The organism is Rhizobium yanglingense (assembly GCF_977109285.1).
In genome coordinates, this window is sequence record NZ_CDSAWY010000004.1 from 604,982 (window position 1) to 623,294 (window position 18,313).

At 60.7% G+C, this 18,313-nt stretch carries 16 protein-coding genes and 3 pseudogenes; 9 read left to right on the forward strand and 10 right to left on the reverse strand.

Features of this window, described 5'->3' with window-relative positions; translation table 11 throughout:
• Nucleotides 1-48 precede the first annotated feature (48 nt).
• The 3 genes from ACW4PC_RS08000 to ACW4PC_RS08010 are packed head-to-tail and all read right to left on the reverse strand — an operon-like array spanning nt 49 to nt 3,754.
• Nucleotides 49-1,077, reverse strand: coding sequence for an ABC transporter ATP-binding protein (locus ACW4PC_RS08000; protein WP_455873419.1), 1,029 nt, complete (start codon nt 1,075-1,077; stop codon nt 49-51).
• Complete coding sequence (locus ACW4PC_RS08005) at nt 1,065-2,759, reverse strand: ABC transporter permease (protein ID WP_455873420.1); 1,695 nt, start codon at nt 2,757-2,759, stop codon at nt 1,065-1,067. The genes ACW4PC_RS08000 and ACW4PC_RS08005 overlap by 13 nt, the downstream gene beginning before the upstream one ends.
• 17 nt (nt 2,760-2,776) lie before the next feature.
• Complete coding sequence (locus tag ACW4PC_RS08010) at nt 2,777-3,754, reverse strand: ABC transporter substrate-binding protein (RefSeq protein ID WP_455873421.1); 978 nt, start codon at nt 3,752-3,754, stop codon at nt 2,777-2,779.
• Between the two features lie 173 nt (nt 3,755-3,927).
• Here ACW4PC_RS08010 and ACW4PC_RS08015 point away from each other — a divergent pair, with 173 nt between their 5' ends.
• On the forward strand, nt 3,928-4,986 hold the full coding sequence (locus tag ACW4PC_RS08015; protein WP_455873422.1) for an aldo/keto reductase: 1,059 nt from the start codon (nt 3,928-3,930) through the stop codon (nt 4,984-4,986).
• Between the two features lie 19 nt (nt 4,987-5,005).
• On the opposite strand, the gene ACW4PC_RS08020 is transcribed toward ACW4PC_RS08015, so the two are convergent.
• Nucleotides 5,006-6,226, reverse strand: a complete 1,221-nt coding sequence (locus ACW4PC_RS08020; RefSeq protein WP_455873423.1) for an aminotransferase-like domain-containing protein — start codon at nt 6,224-6,226, stop codon at nt 5,006-5,008.
• A 257-nt stretch (nt 6,227-6,483) separates the two neighbouring features.
• Between ACW4PC_RS08020 and ACW4PC_RS08025 the strand changes: the two are divergent.
• Both ACW4PC_RS08025 and ACW4PC_RS08030 read left to right on the forward strand, forming a co-directional pair.
• Nucleotides 6,484-6,735: pseudogene (locus tag ACW4PC_RS08025) on the forward strand (PIN domain-containing protein); the annotation flags it as partial.
• A 120-nt stretch (nt 6,736-6,855) separates the two neighbouring features.
• Nucleotides 6,856-7,428, forward strand: a complete 573-nt coding sequence (locus ACW4PC_RS08030; RefSeq protein WP_455873637.1) for a class I SAM-dependent methyltransferase — start codon at nt 6,856-6,858, stop codon at nt 7,426-7,428.
• 55 nt (nt 7,429-7,483) lie between these two features.
• Here the strand turns inward: ACW4PC_RS08030 and ilvC are convergent, their stop codons facing one another.
• From ilvC to ACW4PC_RS08045, 3 genes are all read right to left on the reverse strand, one after another.
• Nucleotides 7,484-8,503 (reverse strand): ketol-acid reductoisomerase, encoded by a 1,020-nt coding sequence (gene ilvC / locus ACW4PC_RS08035; RefSeq protein WP_022714456.1) that lies wholly within the window; start codon nt 8,501-8,503, stop codon nt 7,484-7,486.
• Nucleotides 8,504-8,554: 51 nt separating this feature from the next.
• The gene (locus tag ACW4PC_RS08040) at nt 8,555-9,220 is read right to left on the reverse strand and encodes a TetR/AcrR family transcriptional regulator (protein WP_194729979.1); all 666 of its coding nucleotides are present in this window, start codon (nt 9,218-9,220) and stop codon (nt 8,555-8,557) included.
• A gap of 105 nt (nt 9,221-9,325) precedes the next feature.
• The gene (locus tag ACW4PC_RS08045; protein ID WP_455873424.1) at nt 9,326-10,234 is read right to left on the reverse strand and encodes an AraC family transcriptional regulator N-terminal domain-containing protein; all 909 of its coding nucleotides are present in this window, start codon (nt 10,232-10,234) and stop codon (nt 9,326-9,328) included.
• A 271-nt stretch (nt 10,235-10,505) separates the two neighbouring features.
• On the opposite strand from ACW4PC_RS08045, the gene ACW4PC_RS08050 reads away from it, so the two are divergent.
• Both ACW4PC_RS08050 and ACW4PC_RS08055 read left to right on the forward strand, forming a co-directional pair.
• Entirely contained in the window at nt 10,506-10,877 is a 372-nt protein-coding gene (locus ACW4PC_RS08050; protein ID WP_455873425.1) for a VOC family protein, read from the forward strand.
• Between the two features lie 280 nt (nt 10,878-11,157).
• Nucleotides 11,158-12,206: pseudogene (locus ACW4PC_RS08055) on the forward strand (NAD(P)-dependent alcohol dehydrogenase).
• Nucleotides 12,207-12,241: 35 nt separating this feature from the next.
• On the opposite strand, the gene ACW4PC_RS08060 reads toward ACW4PC_RS08055, so the two are convergent.
• Together ACW4PC_RS08060 and ACW4PC_RS08065 are read right to left on the reverse strand one after the other, a co-directional pair.
• The gene (locus ACW4PC_RS08060; RefSeq protein ID WP_455873426.1) at nt 12,242-13,507 is read right to left on the reverse strand and encodes an NAD(P)/FAD-dependent oxidoreductase; all 1,266 of its coding nucleotides are present in this window, start codon (nt 13,505-13,507) and stop codon (nt 12,242-12,244) included.
• A gap of 89 nt (nt 13,508-13,596) precedes the next feature.
• Nucleotides 13,597-14,061 (reverse strand): Lrp/AsnC family transcriptional regulator, encoded by a 465-nt coding sequence (locus ACW4PC_RS08065; RefSeq protein ID WP_455873427.1) that lies wholly within the window; start codon nt 14,059-14,061, stop codon nt 13,597-13,599.
• Between the two features lie 153 nt (nt 14,062-14,214).
• Here ACW4PC_RS08065 and ACW4PC_RS08070 point away from each other — a divergent pair, with 153 nt between their 5' ends.
• From ACW4PC_RS08070 to ACW4PC_RS08085, 4 genes and pseudogenes are all read left to right on the forward strand, one after another.
• Entirely contained in the window at nt 14,215-14,934 is a 720-nt protein-coding gene (locus ACW4PC_RS08070) for an aspartate/glutamate racemase family protein (protein ID WP_455873428.1), read from the forward strand.
• A 65-nt stretch (nt 14,935-14,999) separates the two neighbouring features.
• Nucleotides 15,000-15,917 carry a bifunctional helix-turn-helix transcriptional regulator/GNAT family N-acetyltransferase gene (locus ACW4PC_RS08075; RefSeq protein WP_455873429.1) on the forward strand — a complete coding sequence of 306 codons (918 nt, stop codon included), beginning with the start codon at nt 15,000-15,002 and terminating at the stop codon, nt 15,915-15,917.
• Between the two features lie 62 nt (nt 15,918-15,979).
• The gene (locus ACW4PC_RS08080) at nt 15,980-16,597 is read left to right on the forward strand and encodes a TetR/AcrR family transcriptional regulator (RefSeq protein WP_455873430.1); all 618 of its coding nucleotides are present in this window, start codon (nt 15,980-15,982) and stop codon (nt 16,595-16,597) included.
• Nucleotides 16,598-16,680: 83 nt separating this feature from the next.
• Nucleotides 16,681-17,907: pseudogene (locus tag ACW4PC_RS08085) on the forward strand (MFS transporter); the annotation flags it as partial.
• Here the strand turns inward: ACW4PC_RS08085 and ACW4PC_RS08090 are convergent.
• On the reverse strand, nt 17,899-18,273 hold the full coding sequence (locus ACW4PC_RS08090; RefSeq protein ID WP_455873638.1) for a winged helix-turn-helix transcriptional regulator: 375 nt from the start codon (nt 18,271-18,273) through the stop codon (nt 17,899-17,901). The pseudogene ACW4PC_RS08085 and the gene ACW4PC_RS08090 sit on opposite strands and share 9 nt — an antisense overlap.
• Nucleotides 18,274-18,313 lie beyond the last annotated feature (40 nt).

Genomic DNA, 18,313 nt, shown 5'->3' on the forward strand with positions numbered 1-18,313 from the left:
TCATTTGTAGAGACGAAAGAGGCATTCGGGAAGGCAGCGAGACGGAAATCAGAGCCGCCATGCCGAACGGATCGCAATCTTCAGCGCATCGCCCGCCTGCACCGCCGTGCGGCTGAAGGCGCGCAGCATCTGGCCGTCCGCCAGGGCGAGTTTCAGCGCATAACGCTCGCCTTCATAGAGAACCGATTCCACCGTGGCCGGAATGCCCCCGCCGCCGAGCAGGACGTCTTCCGGACGCACGAGCATATCGATCTGCGGCCCCTCGCCCGGTTGATCTAGAATGATGGCCTGCAGCGCATTCCAATCGAAATTACGCTTATCACCGCCAGGGGACCGCATAGTCAGGATCGCCCCTCGCCCGATCAATCCGCCGACCATCCGGCCTTCCGGGCGTGCATAGATCTCGGCAGGCGGCGCGACCTGCAGCAGGTGGCCCTCCGACATCACCGCGACGTCCGTTGCAAGCGCCATGGCCTCACTCTGGTCGTGCGTCACATAGATCATGGTGGCGCCGGAGCGCAAATGAAACTCGCGGAAACTCTCTTCCATTTCCTGCTTCAGGTGCCGGTCGAGATTGGCGAGCGGCTCGTCGAGTAGAACCACATCCGGCGATGTCACCAGGCAGCGCGCCAGCGCCACGCGCTGGCGCTGGCCGCCGGAAAGGTCGGCGGGACGCCGCTCGGCGTATTCCGCAAGCCGCACGGTCGAAAGGGCGTCTCGCACCTTCCGGCGATAGGCTTCGCCCACAATGCCGCGCACCTTCAGCGGATAACCGACATTATCGGCGACATTCATATGCGGCCAGAGCGCGTAGGACTGGAAGACCATCGCCATGTTGCGCCGTTCGGGCGGCAGGGATTGCGACGCGTCGGCAAGCAGCCGCTCGCCGAGATGGATCGAGCCGTCGGTCGGCGTCTCGAAACCTGCAATCATTCGCAGCACCGTCGTCTTGCCGCAGCCGGAGGGACCGAGCAGCGCCAGGAATCCACCCTCGCGCACATCGAGTGAAAGCGCGCTCACCGCTGGTTTTCCAGTGCCGAAATCCTTGCCGACATGATTGAGGATCAGCTTCGCCATGGCACCACTCCCTTGGGCAGCCGCTTTGCCAGCAATTCCAGAAGCAGCATCATGACGATGACCATCAGGACGATAAGCACGGAAAGCGCAGACGCCAGATCCGAACTGCCGCTGTCATCGAGATTGTAGATCGCCACGCCAAGCGTCTGGGTGCCCGCAGACCAGAGCAGCGCCGAAATCGTCAGTTCGTTGCAGGCAATGAGAAAGACGAGGATGACCGAGGCGCCAGCCGCAGGCGCAATCAGCGGCACGATGATATCCCTCAGCCGGCGGAAGAAGCCTGCGCCGGAAAGCCGCGCTGCCTCCTCCAGCGCCGGATCGAGCTGATGGAACGCGCTGACGACCGGCTTCAGGCTGACGGCAAAGAAGCTGGAGAGGTAAGCGATCAGGATGATCCAGATCGTGCCGTAGAACGTGATGTTGAGAACCGGCAGCGGCGCGGCGAAGACGAGGATGAAGCAAACGGCAATGACGATGCCCGGCAGCGAATAGGGTATCTCAATCAGACTTGAGACGGCGCGCGAAACCGCATCTCTGCGCCGCGTCAACGCATAGGCCGACAGAACAGTCACCAGCAGGAGACACATAGCCGTTCCGGCCGCAAGAGAAAGCGAATTGACGAAGGCCGTCCGCGTCACCGCCTGGCGAAAGAGGACTTCATGAAAAGCGTTGAAGGAGATGGTCTTGAAGGTCAGTGGCACGCCATAGGCCGGCACCAGCGCGCCGGCGAGCAACGCGAAGAACGGTGCGGCCAGCATGAAGAACAAGATGACCCAAAGCAGCGGCGCGAACAGATATTTCCAGCCACCGAGATCGAAGGTAGCAGTCGCACCCGAAAGGCCAAGCACGCGATAGTCTCGGCCGCGCAAGGCCCGATCCTGGATCGCAAGCCCGGCGACGGAGATAATCGCGATGATGGCCGACAGCAGCGCGACTTCGCCGAATGTGCGGCTGGTGAAGGCCGAGAATTTCGAGAAGATCAGCGTCGGTAAGGTGTAGATCGAGGCAGGAATGCCGAGGATCGCCGGGATGCCGAAATTGCCGGTGCAGGAGACAAACGAGATCGCCGCACCCGCGATGACACCGGGCAGCGACAGTGGCAGGATGATATCGCGAAAGACACGAAAGCTGGATGCGCCGGAAAGCCGCGCGGCCTCGACGCCGTCGCGCGGCAGCGCCATCAGCCCGGCCCTCAGAGCCAGGTAGACGAGCGGCGCGTGCTGCACGCCATAGAGCAGCGCAATACCGCCGACCGAATAAAGCGGTTGCGGGGAGCCGAGCGGCGGCGCGATATGCAGCGCTTTGAGAAGCGGGCTCGACGGGCCGGACATCTGCACCCAGGCGAGAGCCGTCACCTGCGGCGGGATCATCATCGGCAGCACGAAGAGGAAGCTCAACAGCCCCTTCCCGCGAATATCCGTCAGTGTCAGCAGAAATGCGAAGGCGCAGCCGATGACGAGTGAAATCACCGTGCCGAGGATGGCGGTGACGATCGTGTAATAGGTGGCTGACCAGAGTGCGGGATCGGCAAGCACGGCAGACACGCCGCCATTTGCCAACGCGGCGATGCCTGCAACGGCAAGCCGCGCCAGCGGCAGCACGCTGAGGATCAGAACCACCAGAATGATGAGAGGAAACAACCAGGCCGGCTGGCTGCTTCCTGCACGAACATATCCCTGCATCGGGTATCCGGTGGTGATCAGTTCGATCCGTAGATGCCCGAGAAGGTCTTCAGATCCTGATCGGTATTCTTCAGCGCTTCGCCAGCCTTGATCGGCAGCACCTTGATGCTGTCGCGTGCAGGGAAGCCTTCCGGCAGCTTCATACCGTTGCGGGCCGGAATATAGCCGAGCTTCAGGAAGCCTTCCTGACCCTTTTCGGACAGCACGTAGTCGACGAATTTTTTCGCCGCTTCGGCGTTCTTGGTGCTTGCCAGAATGCCGACCGGCTCGGTCACGGCCGAAACACCCTCTTGCGGGAAGACGAACTCGACGGGTGCACCCTTTGCCTTTTCGCGGATCGGCATATAGTCGACGACCATGCCATAGGCCTTTTCGCCCGAGGCGACCGACTTCAAGACAGCGCCGTTGCCGCCCGCAGCAATGGCACCGTTAGCGGCAAGCGCCTTGTAGTAGTCCCAGCCGAGGCCATCGACTGCAGCCAGCGTCTGGGCGTGGATGAGCGCGGCACCCGAGGTCAGCGGGCTCGGCATGGCAACGAGGCCCTTGGCTTCGGGTTTCGTCAGATCCTTCCAGCTCGCCGGCTTCATCGAGGCCGAGGTATTGTACATGATGCCGGTGGTGATCAGCTTCGTGGAATAGTAGTGGCCGTCAGCATCGTAGAGAGCGGCGTCGTAGCTTGCGGCTTCCGGCGACTTGTAGGCGAGCAGCTTGCCGGCCTCCTTGAGGCGCTCCAGCGTCACCGTATCGGCGATCAGCAGCACGTCGGCAACCGGGTTGCCGGCTTCGATCTCGGCCTGCAACTTCGCCATGATCTTCGGCGTGCCGTCGCGCACCCAGTCAACCTTGACGTCCGGATTTGCGGCCATGAAGCCATCGACCGTCGCCTGCGCGTCCTCGTTCGGCTGGCTGGTATAAAGCACGAGATTGGCAGCCTCAGCCGAAACGGAAACGAGACCTGCAGCCAGCAATGCGGCAAAGATGGAGACCTTCTTCATGGCAATTCCCTCATGATGAACATGACGGTTCCATAGAGAGGCCGAATAACATGATTGTGACAGTCGGCCATGGGCCTCCGCGAATACTGGCGCGAGCCGCACTTGACCACGAGGGTACCCCGCTATTTTCTAACCCGCGTTTCTTTTTTGATTTTGAATTTGGGAGATGAGCAATGGAATATCGTCTACTTGGCCGCTCGGGCCTCAAGATTTCGACCGTGACGATGGGCACGATGACCTTCGGCGGCAAGGGCTGGGCGAAGATGGTCGGCGATCTCGGCGTTTCCGAAGCCCGCCGCCTTGTCGATCTGTGCCTCGATGCGGGCGTCAACCTGATCGACACCGCCGATGTCTATTCGGCCGGCGTCTCGGAGGAAATTCTTGGCGAAGTCCTCGGCGGCAAGCGCAAGAACGGCGTGCTGATCGCGACTAAGGCGCGCTTCCCGATGGGCGACGGCCCGAACGATGCGGGCTCGTCGCGCCAGCACCTGATCGCGGCCTGCGAGGCAAGCCTCAAGCGCATGAAGACCGATGTCATCGATCTCTATCAGCTTCACGAATGGGACGGCCAGACGCCGCTCGAAGAAACCATGGAGGCCCTCGATACGCTCGTTCACCAGGGCAAGGTCCGCTATGTCGGCTGCTCGAACTTTTCAAGCTGGCACATCATGAAGGCGCTCGGCATTAGCGAAAGGGACAAGCGCCAGCGCTTCGTCAGCCAGCAGATCCACTATACGCTCGAAGCCCGCGACGCCGAATACGAGCTGCTGCCCGTCAGCATCGATCAGGGGCTTGGGGTTCTCGTCTGGAGCCCGCTGGCGGGTGGTCTCCTCTCCGGCAAGCATCGCCGCAATCAGGCCGCTCCGGAAGGCACCCGTCAGTTCGCCGGATGGACCGAACCACCGATCCGCGACGAAAACCGCCTCTGGAATATCGTCGAGACGCTGGTGGCGATTGCCGAGAGCCGCAGTGTATCGGCCGCGCAGGTGGCGCTTGCCTGGCTGATCGGCCGCAAGGCCGTGACTTCCGTCATCATCGGCGGGCGCACCGAAGCGCAGTTCAAGGACAACCTCGCCGCTGCCGAACTGAAGCTGACCGAGGAGGAGCGCAGGCGCCTCGACGACGTCAGCCTGCCGCCGGTGATCTATCCCTATTGGCACCAGCTCAATACGGCGAGCGACCGTCTGAGTGAGGCGGACATGGAATTGTTCGCCCCGCACCTGAAGAACTAGGCTTCGGGATCGGCGGCGCTCAGCCGCCGATTTCCTTTGCGATCAGCTTGCCGAGGCGGCCGATGCCTTCGTCGATCATAACGTCGTTGGCGCAGGAGAAACTGACGCGGATCGTGTTTTCACCCGAGCCGTCGGCAAAGAAGGCCCTGCCAGGAACGAAGGCGACCTTTGCGGTCTCTATCGATTTTGCAAGCAGCGCCGCACCGTCCATGCCCTTCGGCAGCGTGATCCAGATGAACATGCCGCCTTCCGGCTTCGTCCAGGCGATACCGGCTGGCATATGCTTGGCAAGTGCGGCCAGCATCGCGTCGCGGCGGTGGCTGTAGGCCGCCTTGATCTTTGCGACCTGCGCATCGAAGCCGCGCTCGGCGACCTGGGTGATCGCCATCTGGTTGATCGTCGAGGAATGCAGGTCAGCGGCCTGCTTCATCAGCACCAGCTTGCGGATAACCGGCGCGTTGGCGACGACGAAACCGACGCGAAGACCGGGCGCCAGCGTCTTCGAGAAGCTACCGCAATAGATCGTGCGCGTGTTGTCGATATGCCCCTTCTTGGCGATCTCCAGCGCCAGGATCGGCGGGATAGGCTCGCCGTCATAACGCAGGGACTGATAGGCGGCATCTTCGATAACGGCTATATCGAGTTCTTCCGCAAGTTCGAGTACCTTTTCACGGCCGGCGCGATCGACGGTCTCGCCGGTCGGGTTCGAGAAGTCCGCCGAGAGATAGGCGAACTTCACCTTACCGCCGTTCTGGGTGGCGGTGGCGCGGTAGGAATCCGGCGTCCGGTTGCCGTTCGGCGTCAACTGATCGTAAGACGGCTCGTATGCATTGAAGGCCTGCAACGCGCCGAGATAGGTCGGCCAGGTGACGAGCGCCGTATCCTTCGGCGACAGGAAGAGCTTGCCAAGATAATCGAGGCCCTGCTGCGAACCCGAAACGATGAAGACATTGTCGAGCTCACAGGGGATATCGAGCGCCGTCATCTGCTTCACCAGCCATTCGCGCAGCGGCTTGTAACCTTCGCTCACCGAATACTGCAGCGCCGAGCTGACTGCCGCACTATTGAAAATATCGGCATAGGCCGCCTGGAATTCCTTGTCGGGAAACAGCGCCGGATCCGGAATGCCGCCGGCAAACGAAATGATGTCCGGCTGATCAAGAAGCTTCAGCAGCTCGCGGATTTCCGATGCACGCATGCGCGACGATCGCGTCGCAAACATATTCTCCCAATTCAACATGGGCATTTCCTCATATTTTCTATAGCCGCAACCAGACCACGCAGCGGCATTTATGTCAATAATACTGACCTATTTTCTTGTCATGGTGACAAGTTTCAGGCCTTGTATTCGAAAGCTGCAAGCACAGGAATAGCGAGACAAAGGAAATCGAGCGGATCATGACTCCCATGCAATACCTGTGCCGGGATTGAACGATCTCCGCGGCCTTGCGCAAGGCGCAAACCCAGAGAATTACCGCGACAGAAACGACCGCTTTGATGCGCCTCATCGATAGCTCTGCCTGGATCGAATGGCTGACTGAGGGCCAGGCTGCCAAACGCCTTCAAGCCGAAATACCCGACCGAAGCCAATGCATCGTTCCCACGATCGTGCAGTTCGAGCTGGCAAGATGGCTTGAGCGGGTTCGTGGCGAAGAGGCAGTCGATAGTTTCTTCGCCTATACCGCCACATGCATCGTCGTACCACTCGATACAACGCTCGCCCGGCGGGCGTCAGAGGTCTCGGCCTCTCACAAGCTGGCCATGGCCGACGCTATCGTCTATGCGACGGCACAGCTTCACGATGCCGATTTTAACGCTGGACGCTCACTTCAAAGATTTGGAGCGTACCGCATATTTCGAGAAAGCTTGATGACGCCCTCATTCTATGACGAAAATGCCGACGTCTATGCCTCGCGGAACCGCAAGCTGCCGACAGCGCGGCTCGACGCGTTTCTCTGCGCCCTACCTTCCGGCGCCCGCATCCTTGAACTCGGTTGCGGCGGTGGACAAGATAGTGCCTATATGCTCTCCAAAGGCTTCGACGTGATGGCGACGGATGGCTCTGCGGAACTGGCCAAGCAAGCTGAAAAACTGATCGGCAAGCCCGTCAAGGTGATGCGCTTCGAGGAGTTGGAAGCCAAAGACGAATTCGACGGCGTCTGGGCCGAGGCCAGCTTGCTGCATGTGCCGCGAAAGGACTTGCCCGCTGTGCTAGCCCGTATCCGCCAGGCGCTGAAGGATGGCGGCGCGCTCCATGCAAGCTTCAAGGCGGGGACGGCAGAGGGACACGATAGCTTCGGCCGGTATTATAACTACCTTTCCGCGGCCTGTCTGTCCGAATTGCTGATGGCCGGCGGCTGGCGGAACATCACCATCGATGAAGCCGATGGTAGCGGCTACGATAACAAGCCGACGCGCTGGCTTCACCTGCGAGCACAATAATGAAAGGGCCGGAGCTTCCGCCCCGGCCCTTCCGATTCCAGCAGTCGAGACGCGCTTAGTTCACGCTCTTGTCGACCAGCTTGTTCTTGCCGATCCACGGCATCATGCCGCGGAGCTTCGCGCCGACTTCTTCGATCTGGTGCGAGTCGTTGACGCGGCGGATGCCCTTGAAGCGCGAGCCGCCGGCGCGGTATTCCTGCATCCATTCCGACGTGAACTTGCCGGTCTGGATGTCTTTCAGGACGCGCTTCATTTCGGCCTTGGTTTCTTCGGTGATGATGCGCGGGCCGGTGACATATTCGCCCCACTCGGCCGTGTTCGAGATCGAGTAGTTCATGTTGGCGATGCCGCCTTCATAGATCAGGTCGACGATCAGCTTCACTTCGTGCAGGCACTCGAAATACGCCATTTCCGGAGCGTAGCCGGCTTCGACCAGCGTTTCGAAACCAGCGCGGATGAGCTCGACGAGACCGCCGCATAGAACGACCTGTTCGCCGAAGAGGTCGGTTTCGCATTCTTCGCGGAAATTGGTCTCGATGATGCCCGAACGGCCGCCGCCGACGCCGCAGGCGTAGGAGAGAGCGAGTTCAAGCGCATTGCCGGACGCGTTCTGGTGAACGGCAACGAGGCAGGGAACGCCGCCGCCCTTCTGGTATTCGCCGCGAACCGTATGGCCCGGGCCCTTCGGCGCGATCATGACGACGTCAACAGAAGCCTTCGGCTCGATGAGGCCGAAGTGGACGTTAAGACCGTGTGCGAAAGCGATGGCGGCGCCGTCGCGGATGTTGGCAGCGATTTCCGACTTGTAGATGTCGGCCTGCAGCTCGTCAGGCGTCGCCATCATCATCAGGTCGGCCCACTTGGCGGCTTCTGCAACCGTCATAACCTTAAAGCCGTCGGCTTCGGCCTTCTTGACGGTCGGCGAACCAGCCTTGAGCGCGATGACGACGTTGCCGGCGCCGCTGTCCTTCAGGTTCAGCGCGTGGGCGCGGCCCTGCGAACCGTAGCCGATGACGGCGACCTTCTTGGACTTGATGAGGTTGAGATCGGCATCACGATCGTAATAGACGCGCATTTGAAGTTCCTTCCCTTTTGCTTGTCGTGTTGATTGGTAAAACAGCGGAACTCAGCTCAGCGCCGGCATTTCCGCCAAAACCTTCTCCGTACCGTAGAGCCGGAGGAAAGCAGTCACCGCCCTCTCCGCCTGCCGCGCGGTATCCTTGAGACCTGGCTCGCCGAGCAGCATGCGCACATGCAGGTCAGATACGATCAGGCCGTAAAGCGTGTGATAGGCCTCGTCGGCATCATAAAAGCGCAGCAGCCCTGCCCGCTTCCCCGCATCGATCAGCGCCATGGCGCGGCGGTCAATCTGGCGGCGGCCGCGCTCTAGAAGCAGCTTGCCGAGCTTCGAGCCGTCGCGATGCGACTGGCCGATCGCCAGCCTGTTTAGCGCCAGCGAAACATCGCCGGCCAGAACCTCCAGCAGGTCGCGTGCGAAGAGGACGACATGGTCATGCAGACTCGTCGCCGTCAGCCGTTCGCCGTTGCGCTCGAACGTGCGCACCTTGCTGGCCTGATAGGCAATCATCGCCGACAGCAGGCCATCGCGGTCCCCGAACCATTTGTAGAGGCTTTCCTTGGAGCAGTTGGCAGCGCGTGCGACGCCCGACGTCGTCAGCGCCTTCTCCCCGCCATCGACAAGGAGCTGCAGCGCCTGCTCCAGAACGGCGTTCTGACGTGGCGAAAATTCGCTCGGCTCCAAGGTTTCGACAGACACGATATGTGCTCCCAAAATACGTACCGTACGGTACGGTTCGTGGATGCTTATTGCGCAGTCGCCCTTACCCGTCAAGAGGGGGACGAGAGGCGAAGCAAAAATTTTCTGCAGCCGGCCTCTTTATTCGGCAGCGGTCGCCAAGCGCTCTGCGTCGACGTCGCGTGCAGGCGAGATGCCGTAGAGACGGCTGTATTCCCGGCTGAACTGCGACGGGCTTTGATATCCGACGCGATGCCCGGCCATTCCGGCATCCAGCCGCTCGATCAGCATCAAGCGACGCGCCTCGTGGAGGCGGAGCTGCTTCTGGAACTGCACCGGCGTCAGCGCGGTGACGGATTTGAAATGATGATGGAACGACGAGACGCTCATGCCAACAAGCTCGGCGAGCGCTTCAATCCTTAAAGGTCTTGCATAATTTTCCCTGAGCCATCCCACGGCGCGGGCAATCCTGTTGCTCTGGCTTTCTGCGAGCGCAATGTTCAAGAGGTGCGGGCCGACAGGCCCCGTCAGCACGCGATAGAGGATTTCCTGCTCGATCAGCGGTGCCATGGCAGCGATATCATTTGGACGGTCAAGCAGGCGCACCAGCCGCACGGCCGCCTCCAGCAGTTCCGGCGGCGCGGCGTTGACCGCCATGCCCCGCAGCCCCTCGGTATGCGCCGCTGGACGCGGGATATCGACGCGGCGCAGAAGCGCAGCAACCCTTTCGGCATCGATCGCCATTGCAAAGCATAGATGGGGCGCGTCCGGGCTTGCCTCCGTCACCCGCCACGCGACTGGAAGGTCAAGTGACGTCAAAAGATAGTCGCCGGTGCCGTAGTTCAGCGTTTCCGTCCCGAGCCTGACGCTTTTTGCGCCCTGCAGCACCATAGCGACGCACGGGCGGTAGGCCGAGTGAAAGGGGCCCGCCGGCTTTGAACGGCGGCTCAGGAACAGGTTGCCGATGGCCGTCGCGAACTCGCCCTCCCCGGACGTATGGCGCGCCGCGATAGACGCGATTTCCTGATAAGGGTTGAAGGGCAATGTCATGGGATAACTCGTTCTGAGATGGTGCAGGTCCACCTTATCTAAGCTTCACGGCAGCATCCTACAAACCCGTAGTCGCATTATCAGGTCTCAGGAAGCAAGGGAGTGGCCGCCATTGCGGAAATGGACCGCTGGGGACAGCTCGGCGTCAGGATCGGCCGTTGCGGCATTCGCGAAACCTCCTATTGTGCCAAGTTGCAAAAGCCTCATGCGGAACACGCGTGCTTTGGTCAGTATCTTGCGGCAATGAATTTGAGCCTATCGAGAGGAAAAGATGCGTTTTATCAATCCTATTCCTTTCGTTCGCGACATCAATCGATCGAAAGAATTCTACAACAAGCTGCTCGGTCTGAAAATTATAGAGGACGCCGGAAATTTCGTCCTTTTCGAAACCGGCTTTGCGATCCATGAGGGACGATCGCTTGAACAAACGGTCTGGCGCCAGACGCGTGAGGGAGCCCAATCCTATGGGCGAAGAAACTGGCTTTTGTATTTCGAACATGGCGATGTCGATGCCGCCTTTGAAAAGATCGCGCCGCATGTGGAGTTGATCCACCCCGTAGAAAAACAAGCGTGGGGACAGAGGGTCTTCCGTTTCTACGATCCGGATGGGCACGCAATAGAAATTGGCGAACCACAGAGCTGAAGAGAAACATTTGACAGGGTTAGTTGGAGGCGTTGGGCATATCCCGACAATCTGCGTTGCAACGTTTTTCACACGTGAATGTCCGCTCATCATCATCCTGTAGCACGGCGCAGCACACCTGAATGACAGCGCCGAAGCTGCGACTTCCGCCAATAGCATTTTGCTGGCGGTAGCGGATTTGCAGGATCGTGCAAAAAGCTCGCAGGATCGCTCTAACGCCTCTTTGCAGTTTCGATGCATTGTCCGGCCGTCCAATTCCTCAAATCAAAGGAAGATTCAGATGGCTATTGCAAAAGGCTATGCCGCCACTGACGCGTCAAAACCGTTGGCGCCCTTCACCTTCGAACGCCGTGAACCGAATGACGATGACGTCGTCATTTCCGTCCAATATTGCGGCGTCTGCCATTCCGATATCCACCAGGCCCGCAACGAATGGGGCAATTCGCGTTACCCGATGGTGCCGGGCCATGAAGTTGCAGGTGTGGTTTCCGCTGTCGGCTCGAAGGTCACGAAGTTCAAGGTCGGCGACCGCGTCGGCGTCGGCTGCTTCGTCAATTCCTGCATCGGCTGTGCTACACGCGATCTCGATTACGAGCATTTCTATGCCGGGCCTCACCCAGACCTACAACGACGTCGAAGCGGACGGCGAAACGCCGACCTACGGTGGCTATTCCGACTCGATCGTCGTCAAAGAAGGCTATGTCCTCTCCTTCCCGGACAACATCCCGCTCGATGCCGGCGCGCCGCTGCTTTGCGCCGGCATCACGCTCTATTCGCCGCTTCGTCACTGGAAGGCCGGTCCCGGCAAGAAGGTCGCAATCGTCGGCATGGGCGGTCTCGGCCACATGGGCGTCAAGCTCGGCGCCGCCATGGGCGCGGACATCACCGTGCTCAGCCAGAACTCTCTCGAAGAAGGAAGACGGCCTGAAGCTCGGCGCCAAGGACTATTACGCTACCAACGATGCCGAGACCTTCAAGACGCTCGCCGGCACCTTCGACCTGATCATCAACACGGTCGGCACGGCGATCGACTGGAACGCCTACCTCAACCTCCTGAAGTTCGACGGTTCCATGGTGCTTGTCGGCGTTCCGGAACATGCTGTTCCTGTCCACGCCTTCTCCGTCATCGCCGGCCGCAAGAGCCTTTCGGGTTCAATGATCGGCTCGATCAAGGAAACGCAGGAAATGCTCGATTTCTGCGGCGCGCACAACATCGTCTCCGAAATCGAGAAGATCGCCATCCAGGACATCAACGAAGCCTACGAGCGCGTCATCAAGAGCGACGTGCGCTACCGCTTCGTCATCGACATCGCCTCGCTGGCGGCCTGACAACGGAAGGGCGGCTCACCCGAGCCGCCTTTCTCTTAATTCTCTTCGCGCATGGTTTCCTTCTGGGTGATCAGCCGCGCGCTGTGCTGACCGCTGAGATAGATCCACAGCCAGCTCCAGGCAACGGCAAAGCGCGAGCGCGTCCCGATCAGGAAGTAGATATGGGCAATGCCCCATATCCACCAGGCGATCCACCCCTTCAGCTTGATCTTGCCGAAGTCGATGATGGCAGCGCTTTTCCCGATCGTCGCAAGGCTTCCCTGATGCCAGTACCGGAAAGGTCCTGGCGCCGGCTTTGCCTGTAGGCGCGCGCGGATGACCTTTGCGACGTAAGCGCCCTGCTGCTTGGCGGCAGGCGCGATCCCGGGCACCGGCTTGCCGTTGTCCTGAACGACGGACGCCGTATCGCCGATGACGAAGACATTTGGCAATCCCGGCGCGCTCAGGTCTTTTTCGACAATTGCCCGCCCTGCCCGATCGGCTGGAATATCTAGCCATTTTGCCGCAGGCGAGGCCTGCACGCCAGCCGCCCAGACGATCGTCTTGCTGGCAATGAACTTCTCGCCGACTTTCACGCCGGCGGCGGTGCAGTCCGTTACGAACTCGCCGAGATGAACCTCGACGCCGAGCTTTTCGAGCGCCTGCTGCGCATAAGCCGAAAGCTCCTCGGCGAAGCTTGCGAGCACCCGCGGCCCCGCCTCGATCAGCACGACCTTCGCCTTGCGCGTATCGATGTTGCGGAATTCCCGCGGCAGCGTCTTGCGCGCCAGCTCGGCGATGATGCCCGCAAGTTCGACTCCAGTCGGTCCTGCGCCGACGATTGCGAAGGTCAGAAGGGCATCACGCGTCACCGGATCGGTTTCTGTCTCCGCACGCTCGAAGGCGAGCAGCACGCGCCGGCGGATCGTCGTCGCGTCCTCCAGCGTTTTCAGGCCTGGTGCGACGGGCGCCCACTCGTCGCGCCCGAAATAGGCATGCGTTGCGCCGGTGGCCAGAACGAGCGTATCATAACTTAACGTCAATCCGCTGCGTAACGTCACTTGCTTTGCCGCGGTATCGACGCCGGTGACTTCGCCGAGCAGCGTCGTAACATCCGGCCTGTTGCTGTAGAGATGACGGATCGGCCAGGCGATCTCCGATGTCGATAGGATCGTCGTCGCGACCTGATAGAGCAGCGGCTGGAAGAGATGGTGGTTGCGACGATCGACCAGTGTGATCTTGGCCCCCGTACCCTTGAGCCCGTTGACGAATTGTAGCCCGCCGAAACCCCCGCCGACAACGACGACCCGATGATCGCTCATGACATAACCTTTTTGCTGTTTTGCTGACGCAAATGTCGCCCTTTGCAGGCAGGTTTCAACGGCCGGTTCAACATAGCTGCCGTGCGATCTTAATCGGCATAGCCGACCGGGATCGCGCTGCCGCTTTTCAATATCTCCATGGAGATCGAAGCCGAGACGTCGAACAGCTCGATCTTGCGGACGATCTGCTTGTAAATGACGTCGTAATGTTCGACGCGCGGCAGCACGATCTTCAGGATGTAATCCTGATTGCCCGTCAGCCGATGCGCCTCGACGATCTCCGGAATGCCGCTGATCGCCCTGCGGAACGTCTCAATCCATTCGTCGGAATGATGCGCCGTCTTGATCAGCGCAAAGACGGTGGTCGGCACGCCCATCTTTTCGCGGTCGAGCACGACGATGCGTCGGGCGATGTGGCCGCTTTCCTCAAGGCGCTGGATGCGGCGCGAACAGGCCGAAACCGAAAGCGCGACGCGCTCGGCAAGACCGCTGACGGAAATGCCGGCATCGGCCTGGAGAAGGTCGAGAATCTTTCTATCGCGATCATCAAGCATTGCCATCTCCTTAATTGACGCTGATTTTTTGCACATTATTGAAATCTTACGCAAACTGATAGCTCGTTAGTGCAATCAACGTCAAAGAATGCAAACATTCGGCGCAGCGACTGAGGCATCCTTTACGCGTCATCAAAAAGCAGGAGCGTGGACATGCAGACAATCGGCCTGATCGGCGGCATGAGTTTTGAAAGCTCGGCGGTCTATTATCGTCTGGTGAACGAGATGGTGCGCGAACGCCTTGGCGGTCTCGCATCGGCCGAACTCGTCATGCATTCCGTCAATTTCGAAGAGATCGTCGCCATGCAGAAGGCCGGCGACTGGGACGGCGCTGCAGCACGCCTCGGCGATGTAGCGCTTCGCCTGCAGACCGCCGGCGTCCGCTGCGTTCTCATCTGCACCAACACCATGCACCTGATCGCCGACCAGGTGGCATCGCGCCTCTCGGTTCCGCTGATCCATATCATCGATGAGACGGCGAAGTCGCTCAGGGCCGCCGGCCGCAAGCGTCCGCTGCTGCTCGCAACCCGCTACACGATGGAGCATGGCTTTTATGCGGACCGCATGAAGGGCGTGGGCGTCAACGTGACGGTCCCGGATGCAGCCGACCGCACCATCGTTCACGACATCATCTTCAACGAACTTTGCGCCGGAAAGGTGCTCGACAGTTCGCGCACGAAGCTGATGGAAATCATCGAACGCGAACGCGCCAAAGGCGCCGACAGCATCATTCTAGGCTGCACCGAGATCTGCCTCATCCTGGACCCCGGCAAGCTGCCTCTACCCGGCTTCGACACCACGGCGATCCATGCAAGGGCGGCCGTCGATTTTTCAATCGGCAAGGAGCGGAGCGATGAAACAGAAGCTGCATAACATGCAGTTTACTTGACTGAGTCAATCAATTGCAGGACAAAGTCTCCTATCAGGAGATTTTGTCCATGCCCGATTCCTGCCTTATCGATGCCGCCCGCGACTTCAATCGTTTCTACACCAACTTCCTCGGCGTGCTGAACAAGGCCTATCTCGACTCGCCGTTCACCCTGACGGACGCACGGGTGCTGTTTGAGATCGGCTCGCACGACGGAATCAGCGCCGTCGCGCTCGTCCGCGACCTGCATCTCGATCCCGCCTATCTCAGCCGCATTCTGAAGCGCTTCCGCAGCGACGGTCTCATCGAGACGAAGGCCGATCCCGCCGACCTGCGCAGCCAGATCATCACGGTCACCGGCAAGGGAGGCGAGCAATTGCAGGAACTCGGCCGCCGCTCGAATGTGCAGATCGCCGAACGTTTCGATGCGCTTGCCCTTGGCGAGTCGCAAAGCGTCGTCAACGCGATGCAGACCATCCGCTCGCTGCTCGACCCAGGCGTCCAACCGTCCCCCGCGGTCATCCGCGCACATAGACCCGGCGATATCGGCTGGATCGTGCAGAGCCAGGGCAAAGCCTATGCCGAGGAATATGGCTGGGACATGCGCTTCGAGGGCCTGGTGGCCGAGGTCGCCGGCAAGTTCCTGGCGACCTTCGATCCGGCGAATGAACATTGCTGGATCGCCGAGCGCAATGGCATCAACGTCGGGTCTATTCTTGTAACGAACGGCGGCGACGGCGTTGCCAAGCTCCGCCTTCTCTATGTCGACGCGGCCGCGCGCGGGCTTGGTCTCGGCAAGACGCTGGTCGACGAGTGCATTCGCTTCGCGCGAGCGAAAGGTTACCGCCAGATATCGCTCTGGACCAACGACGTTCTGCACGCCGCACGCAGCATCTATGTCAAAGCCGGTTTCCGTCTTGTCTCCGAAGAGAGACACCGCATGTTCGGGCCAGAGGAAAACGGCCAGACCTGGGTTCTCGACCTCTGATTTTGTCGTGTCGCAAAAGTTTCGCTTGATTTGGAAACGATCATTTCCTAATTAGGTGAGTCATGACGACGGCAACTCTCGATGACAAAAGCCGATCCCGCGGCAGGCCGCGCGAATTCGACATGGACGCAGCGCTCGACAAGGCGCTCTGCGTCTTTTCCGAGCGCGGCTACCACGCAGCCTCGATCAGCGAATTGACGGACGCGATGGAGCTTACCTCCGGCAGCGTCTACAAGGCCTTCAAGGACAAGCGCGGCATCTTTCTTGCCGCCTTTGACCGGTACCGCGCCGTGCGCCGCGGCCTGCTTGATGAGCGCCTGGGCAGGGTCGAGACCGGCCGCGACAAAATCCGTGAAATCCTGCGCTTTTACGCTGCGTCATCGCATGGCGACATCGGCCGTCGCGGCTGCCTTGTCGTCGGTAGCGCCAACGAGCTTGCGATCTTCGACGAGGAGGCCGCGGAGCGCGTCGCGGCTGCTTTTGCCGCCAACGAGGACTTGCTGCTGAACCTCATCCGGCTCGGCCAGTCCGACGGCTCGATCCCAAAAACGCTGGACGCTGTAACGGCTGCCCGCGCCCTGCTCTGCCTGACGAAGGGCATGCGCGTCGCCGGCAAGACGGGCCGCCGAGAGGATGACATGACCGCCGTGGCGGACGCCGCCATAAAACTTCTCGACTGACAGCGCTTCGCCCGCAAACAAACGGGTGGCGCAGAACGACTTCAAGACCGATCCTCCCCCAGATCAGCACACCGGAGTTTTTCATGAGCATTTCAACTGCAACGAACGAGACCGCTATACCCCGGGCGATCTCGCCTTTGATGACATTCCTTTTCGCGGCCGCCTGCGGCCTCGTCGCCGCCAATCTCTATTACGGCCAGCCACTGGCCGGCCCGATCAGTGCCGATCTCGGCTTCACGCCGGCAGCCACGGGCCTGATCGTGACGCTGACGCAGATCGGCTACGGTCTCGGCCTGCTCCTCATCGTGCCGCTCGGCGACCTGCTCGAAAACCGCCGCCTCGTGCTGATGCTGATCCTAGTATCGGCAGTCGCGCTCGTCGGCGCAGCACTCTCCTCAACGCCCGCCCTGTTCCTGCTGGCCTCGCTCTGTATCGGCCTCTCTTCGGTCGCGGTGCAGGTTCTGGTGCCTTTCGCCGCCCATATGGCGCCGGATGCGATGCGCGGCCGTGTCGTCGGCAACGTCATGAGCGGCCTTCTCTGCGGCATCATGCTGGCACGCCCCTTTGCGAGCTTCATCGCCGAAGCCTCGTCGTGGCACATGGTCTACTACATCACCGCGGTCGTCATGGTCGGGCTGGCCCTCATCCTGCGCGCAAATCTGCCGGTTCGCATCCCGCACACGAAGCTCGGCTACGGCGCACTGCTTGCCTCGATGCTGCACCTTGCGATGACCTCCCGCATCCTGCAGCGCCGCGCGCTCTATCAGGCCGGAATGTTCGGTGCCTTCAGCCTGTTCTGGACGACGACGCCGCTTTTGCTTGCAAGCCCGGCTTTCGGCCTGACCCAGAACGGTATCGCGCTCTTCGCGCTTGCCGGCGCTGCGGGTGCCGTCGCCTCGCCGATTGCCGGACGCCTGGCCGATCGTGGGCTGACGCAGATCGCTTCTGCCTGTGCCATGCTGCTCGGCATGGTGTCCTTCGTCATCAGCCATTTCGCAGCCGACGGCTCGCCGACCGCGCTCATCCTTCTGACGGCAGCAGCGATCCTTCTGGATTTCGGCGTGACGACCAATCTGGTCTGCGGCCAGCGCGCGATTTATGCGATCAGCGCCGACCACCGCAGCCGGCTGAACGGTCTCTACATGGCGACCTTCTTTGCCGGCGGCGCTCTCGGCTCCGCGCTCGGCGGCTGGGCCTATGCGGCAGGTGGATGGACGATGACAGCCTGGATCGGCTTCTGTTTTCCGGCTTTCGCCTTCCTGCTCTTCCTTCACCGAGGGGCGCGGCAAGTAAGCCGCGCCTCAACCTTCAGCGGTATCGAAGCGGGCGCGGGCGTCGCGAACGGCGTCATGATTTGCTTCCGCCCAGTTCAAAAGCAGCGCCAGCGTGGCGTAAAGCGAGCGTCCGAGTTCGGTGACCCGGTATTCGACGCTTGGCGGCTTCGTTGGAAACACCTCCCGCTCGATATAGCCTTCGCGCTGCAGGTCGCGCAGCGTCTGCGTCAGCATCCTCTGCGAGATATCCGGTATCTTCCGCCGCAGTTCGCCGAAGCGGTATGGCCGCGCGGCAAGCGCTTCCAAAAGCAGCGTCGACCACTTGCCGCCGATCTGCTGCATCATGTCCCGGACAGGACAATTGCTGAAATCGAGACTCCCCAGATCGATCTCCCGGCGGATGCCGGGGGCGGGCTTGCTCTTTCAGATTGAGGACAGCGCT

What these genes read in the sequence shown, in the direction of transcription:
- ACW4PC_RS08020 (WP_455873423.1), bottom strand. Translation starts at nt 6,226, where the DNA reads ATGTTGAATTGGGAGAATATGTTTGCGACGCGATCGTCGCGCATGCGT.
- ACW4PC_RS08000 (WP_455873419.1), bottom strand. Translation starts at nt 1,077, where the DNA reads ATGGCGAAGCTGATCCTCAATCATGTCGGCAAGGATTTCGGCACTGGA.
- ACW4PC_RS08045 (WP_455873424.1), bottom strand. Translation starts at nt 10,234, where the DNA reads ATGACATTGCCCTTCAACCCTTATCAGGAAATCGCGTCTATCGCGGCG.
- ACW4PC_RS08005 (WP_455873420.1), bottom strand. Translation starts at nt 2,759, where the DNA reads ATGCAGGGATATGTTCGTGCAGGAAGCAGCCAGCCGGCCTGGTTGTTT.
- ACW4PC_RS08015 (WP_455873422.1), top strand. Translation starts at nt 3,928, where the DNA reads ATGGAATATCGTCTACTTGGCCGCTCGGGCCTCAAGATTTCGACCGTG.
- ilvC (WP_022714456.1), bottom strand. Translation starts at nt 8,503, where the DNA reads ATGCGCGTCTATTACGATCGTGATGCCGATCTCAACCTCATCAAGTCC.
- ACW4PC_RS08075 (WP_455873429.1), top strand. Translation starts at nt 15,000, where the DNA reads ATGCCCGATTCCTGCCTTATCGATGCCGCCCGCGACTTCAATCGTTTC.
- ACW4PC_RS08060 (WP_455873426.1), bottom strand. Translation starts at nt 13,507, where the DNA reads ATGAGCGATCATCGGGTCGTCGTTGTCGGCGGGGGTTTCGGCGGGCTA.
- ACW4PC_RS08080 (WP_455873430.1), top strand. Translation starts at nt 15,980, where the DNA reads ATGACGACGGCAACTCTCGATGACAAAAGCCGATCCCGCGGCAGGCCG.
- ACW4PC_RS08065 (WP_455873427.1), bottom strand. Translation starts at nt 14,061, where the DNA reads ATGCTTGATGATCGCGATAGAAAGATTCTCGACCTTCTCCAGGCCGAT.
- ACW4PC_RS08030 (WP_455873637.1), top strand. Translation starts at nt 6,856, where the DNA reads ATGACGCCCTCATTCTATGACGAAAATGCCGACGTCTATGCCTCGCGG.
- ACW4PC_RS08010 (WP_455873421.1), bottom strand. Translation starts at nt 3,754, where the DNA reads ATGAAGAAGGTCTCCATCTTTGCCGCATTGCTGGCTGCAGGTCTCGTT.
- ACW4PC_RS08070 (WP_455873428.1), top strand. Translation starts at nt 14,215, where the DNA reads ATGCAGACAATCGGCCTGATCGGCGGCATGAGTTTTGAAAGCTCGGCG.
- ACW4PC_RS08050 (WP_455873425.1), top strand. Translation starts at nt 10,506, where the DNA reads ATGCGTTTTATCAATCCTATTCCTTTCGTTCGCGACATCAATCGATCG.